Annotated in this window: 3 protein-coding genes; all 3 read right to left on the bottom strand. The window is 51.5% G+C overall.

Annotation, left to right across the window (positions count from 1 at the left end; genetic code table 11):
• Positions 1-263 precede the first annotated feature (263 nt).
• On the bottom strand, positions 264-1,673 hold the full coding sequence (locus EH31_RS16605) for a DUF1501 domain-containing protein (RefSeq protein WP_034962506.1): 1,410 nt from the start codon (positions 1,671-1,673) through the stop codon (positions 264-266).
• A gap of 10 nt (positions 1,674-1,683) precedes the next feature.
• Positions 1,684-3,531 (bottom strand): DUF1800 domain-containing protein, encoded by a 1,848-nt coding sequence (locus EH31_RS16600; protein ID WP_034962504.1) that lies wholly within the window; start codon positions 3,529-3,531, stop codon positions 1,684-1,686.
• A gap of 582 nt (positions 3,532-4,113) precedes the next feature.
• Positions 4,114-4,509: a winged helix-turn-helix domain-containing protein gene (locus tag EH31_RS18185; protein WP_422110938.1), complete on the bottom strand. Its 396-nt coding sequence runs from the start codon at positions 4,507-4,509 to the stop codon at positions 4,114-4,116.
• Positions 4,510-4,673: the final 164 nt, after the last annotated feature.

Below are 4,673 nucleotides of genomic sequence, written 5' to 3'. Positions count from 1 at the left end.
CCTTCGAGAGCTTCCTCAACCTCGCCGCCACACGCCTGTGGCTGACGTCTTATGTCAACACGGCCTAGTTCTGCGATATAAGCGACAAGTAAAGCGGCTGCCGCTCGAGTCCTAGGAATCTCGCAAGCACCGCCAAGAGCGAAACACTTCGCGATTGAGAGGGCTATCGAAGTGGTGCTCCTTCGGCATTCCACTTCCTCGTATGCGAAAAGCAAAGCGCTGGACCGGCAAAAAGGGGTCACAAAGCTTGCCCTCGCTCTTGTTTACACCCTCATGAACCCAACATCCGGGGTTGCAAACCGACCAATATTAGGCGCCACATAGTGTAAATCTGAGGTCCTGACACCAAACCATTGCGCCAATGTTGAAGCGTACTGATCGACCGCGATGGTAGGGAGCAAGCGTCCTTGTCCAACCTGATCATCAGTACTGACAGATACATGGGGTGCTCTACCGTATATTTGCCCACCTTTTACTCCTCCTCCCAAGACAAAGTGGTGGCCACCCCAGCCGTGTTCACTGCCACGACCATTATATGTAAGAGTCCTGCCGAAATCAGAAGCTGTGAACGCAGTCATGTTGTCTTTCATGCCGAGGCGTTCGATTACTGAGTAGAATTCGTCCAATGCCGCATCCACCTCAGCGAGGAGGCCTTGATGTTTACCTTTCAAGTCAGTGTGATTGTCGAAACCACCCATGGTGACGAAAAAGACCTGCCTCGAAACTCCAAGTTCTTGTCTTGCTGCCATGACTTGTGAAACCAGTGAGAGTTGTCCAGCCAAGCCGCTGCCGTCGGCATATCGAGTGAAGTCTGGCGCTTTCTCAAGCGCGTCATTCACAAAACCCGAGTAATCAATTGATCGCGCATTCACAGTGGCCTGATCGGTTTCAAAGACGTGTCCGCCTTGGAATCGCAGGAGCGTGTCGAGCGCGTTGCCAGCGACCGCACTCCCATACAGTGCGCTAAGTCCGCCAACCCTAGTGGCGCCACTCGAACCCACTCGGTATGCGCCCGTTTCTTGCCCGCTGAGAAAGACAGCATTGCCACTGGTGTTAATGGCTGTAAACATTGCGTTCTGATTGGATGACATAGCGATGTCCCCAAGCAACCCACCCCAACCAGTAACCGCACCTTCAGGACGAAATGCCTGCCAAGTTGACTGCTGATCGTTATGAGAAAAGAGTTTGGCAGGTCGTGGGTATGCGTTCGTGTTAGGGCTTTCGTATTGAGAGCGTGTCAGTGGCGCTAAGAGAGGCCCCACATTCATCACGGGCGCCATCACACCCTCGTCAAACCGTGCCTTAAGTCGGGGCAGTGAAGGGGCCAAGGCAAGCACCTGATCATCGGTTAGGGTCTGCCGCTCCCTCGGCAAAAGAACTGTCGAGCGTAGGTCAGCTTGAGGCAGGGCAACGCCTTCAACGCCGCCACGGAGCGCTGAATATCGGCTGTAGTTCAAATTGTCATAAGGAATGAGCGTATTGGAATGATCATTTCCCCCTGCAAGAAAGACACAAACAAGCGCCTTGTAATCGGCTGACCCCGACTGCGCGGCAAGCTCACCTAGGCCCGCAAGCCCGAGCGCATATGCGCTGCCTGCCCCAACCGCTGACAGCGCAGCCGTTCGTCTCAGAAAGACACGCCGACACATTTCACCTGCTTTCGACACATACATGGGCGAGCTCCTATTTTTGAATGAGGTAATCGTTGCAACACATGACCAGCATGACCGCGATCCGTACGCGTTTAAGCCTGTCTTCAGCATCGGTTGCTGGGTTTACCGACACATCTTCTATAGCGGACCTAATCAGATCTCTGGTTGCGGCTCGAAGCTGTCCCCCAGTTAGCAGCAAATCAAGATGATCGAGCAGCGCATCAGGATCATCAGCCATCGCCTGCTCTGCATCATACCTCGCTTCGATATCGTCGGTCCAAAAACCTGTCCCATCGATCGTCCGGCGCATAAAATTCACATAACCAGCAACTGAATCTTCATCGACCAGCTGAAATTCAGGCGCGACAAGGCCATTCGCTGCCGCTTGTGAGCGCGGAGGAACGTATTGAGGGCGGAAGAAATTGAAGACAGATGGCGCCCGAAACGGTGCTTGTTTCAAGAGTCCATTGTCACCGAGATTTCTGATTTGCCATGTGTTAGAGGCTGAGCGCGCACCGAATGTTCGCCCCCACTGCGCATATCTGAGCATTGGCTCACGTAATTTTCCGAATGTGGGGCTTCCAACACCATCTATCGATAACGCTTCCGGGTCAGTTATTACCGCTTTAAACGTTGCTCCCAGATCGCCTCTCGTTCCAGCCCCGTTATTTTCGAAGGCTCCTGCAACTCGCTCAACGTATCCAGGAGATGGGTTGCTAGTCACTAGGCGTTGAATCAACTGTCTCGCAAAAAAGGGAGCAACATTGGAATGCGTAAACAGATAATCCAACGCCATCTTCAACGATTCTTTAGGGCCCGTGCCAGAAGGAATAGTGAGTCCCAAAAACCGTTTCGGTTCGAGGGAGTGAGTTGATTCGCTCTGCGGATCGCGCCATCTCGTCGGGTCAGAGGTCATGGGGCGTCTAGCCGTCAGGACATCAGGAACCCTACGGCCTGCGCCGCGCGGATCAGGGGTTAGAACAGTCCCCGAAAAGTCCAAATCGAAGCCGGTAAAAACCTTCGCGAGACCTTGGACATCATCGTTAGTGTAGGTTTCAATCGGAGAACCCGAATTGCTTCTGAAACTCCCATCGATGTTGAGCTCAAACAATCCGATGGTGAACAGTTGCAAGATTTCACGAGCAAAATTCTCATCAGGCAGGCGGCCAATCGAAGGGTCGGCTTTCATGTTCCCTGCATGATCGAGGAACACACCCATGGCAGGGCTAAGTGTGATGAATTCCAAAAGGTCACGAAAATTGCCAAATGCGAGATTGTTAAGTCCGTCCCAGTACTCACCTACGGCTTGAGCAGACCAAGAGAGATCAAGACGGTTGACTGATACCACGAAAATCTCTGAGAGCGCGAGCGCCATGCGCATTCTTACTCCGCTACCACCTCTCATCAGATGGGACCAGATCATATGGTCAAAGAAGAAAGGGCGCTGCCAATAGGCGTTTGTGTCAATCTTGTCGAAACCTTGCGCTATGAAAAAGTCTTTTGCGGTTCCGTCGCTACGACGACTCATCTCACGGTTGAGCCAAACCTCCAGGCCATCATCTATAATCGAAGTAACATCGGGTACGCTTACCGAGAGGCTACTATGCAGTGCAGCTCTTGCCGCCGCTCTCTGTTGCGATGTCAGCGCTCCAGCCTGGCTTTCTTCAGCCGTTGGTGTCGCCGTGGGCGTCGGAATTGGTGCACCTGATGTAGAACTGACAGAGCCGGGCGTTTGCGTTCCGCCGCCTCCACAAGCTGCGACCCCCGCAGCGCCAATGACCGCGGTAGCCAAGCCCTTTTTGCTCGTTCGACTAGGCGATGCCTCAAAGGTGACTTGCGGCTCAGCGAGCTCTTCTGTTTCCAAGGTTTGTTCGAACACCGTTTGCTGCCCTTTATGGTTAAGGAAGTGCAACGGTGTCTCGGTTGAGTGGGCTTGGAAGTCGATTAGATGAAGTGCGGAGAGGGCATTAATAAACCGAAGTAGATTGAGTATCGAACGTGAACTAATCTGGGCACCTCAGATTAGAATAGGTTAGTCAGAGAGACTTTTTCATCACAGGATACATTATTCGCGCAATAAGATTTCAAATAATAAGAATTTATGCGTATCTCAATAAGAGGTTAATGGGCAGTGTGCATGCACAGAGTTTCATCCAAGATAAACCAAATTGATGATCCAACAGAAATCTCTAGATTTGTTTTCGCCTTGATTTTCGGTTGAGGGAATACAGATAATCTTCACCGCTTTAGCACGGATCTCTTCATAAAAGGACGGACGCGATGGCGCTCGAACGAAACACTCAGGAGCTTGAAAAGGTCTTTGGCAGGATGAGATTTCGCTCGCTCATAAGCGCGGCCTCGATGACTACGATGTGGGAGTGCACCCCTGTCTAGACTGACAGAGTTAATACGCCAGTTAGGGATCATGGTCATGATTTTTTAGTTCAACGCAGCGCTTGCCCTAGTGGTGTGAGAGTGTCGATGCCCTGCGAAAGTCCCAACGATATGCCCCGAAGCCCCTTGCCACCTGCAATTGATCAAATCTTGGATTGATTGAACGAAACTTCATTCGCGTCCGCCCAATGTTAACGCTTACAGTGTTGTCAAAGACATCGCCGCCTATGGCCGATGCCAATGCAGAACGAGTGATTAATCTGCCCTTAGCCCTTACTAAGGCATCGATTATTATCCGTTGGTTTTTCGTTAGATTAACCCTCACACCCTCGAAAAAAATCTTGTCAATGTCTTCCAGCACAATGTTACCATATGACAGGTTTTCGCAACCAGTTAAATCACCTCCGCAGTGTGGGCAACATGCGGCCGGTCTTAACCGTACCTTGTTTTCATATCTAATCATCTTGCCCCTCCGGTACATCGCTTCGTTCGGCGATATAATTGTAGGGCATTTATTGCACCGGTCTGCTGGAAAGCTCATCCGATTTGGAGCTGAATTCTAGGGCGTGTTGACAAAAAGGGGTTCCCAAAGGGGCCGAGTTCTGATTCAAGACTTCATGTTGAGGA

Source organism: Erythrobacter longus (assembly GCF_000715015.1).
Classification (GTDB): Bacteria; Pseudomonadota; Alphaproteobacteria; order Sphingomonadales; family Sphingomonadaceae; genus Erythrobacter; species Erythrobacter longus.
This window is presented reverse-complemented; position numbering and strand designations above follow the sequence as displayed.

Coding starts and splice junctions, on each gene's coding strand:
- EH31_RS16605 (WP_034962506.1), bottom strand. CDS start 1,673: ATGTATGTGTCGAAAGCAGGTGAAATGTGTCGGCGTGTCTTTCTGAGA.
- EH31_RS18185 (WP_422110938.1), bottom strand. CDS start 4,509: ATGATTAGATATGAAAACAAGGTACGGTTAAGACCGGCCGCATGTTGC.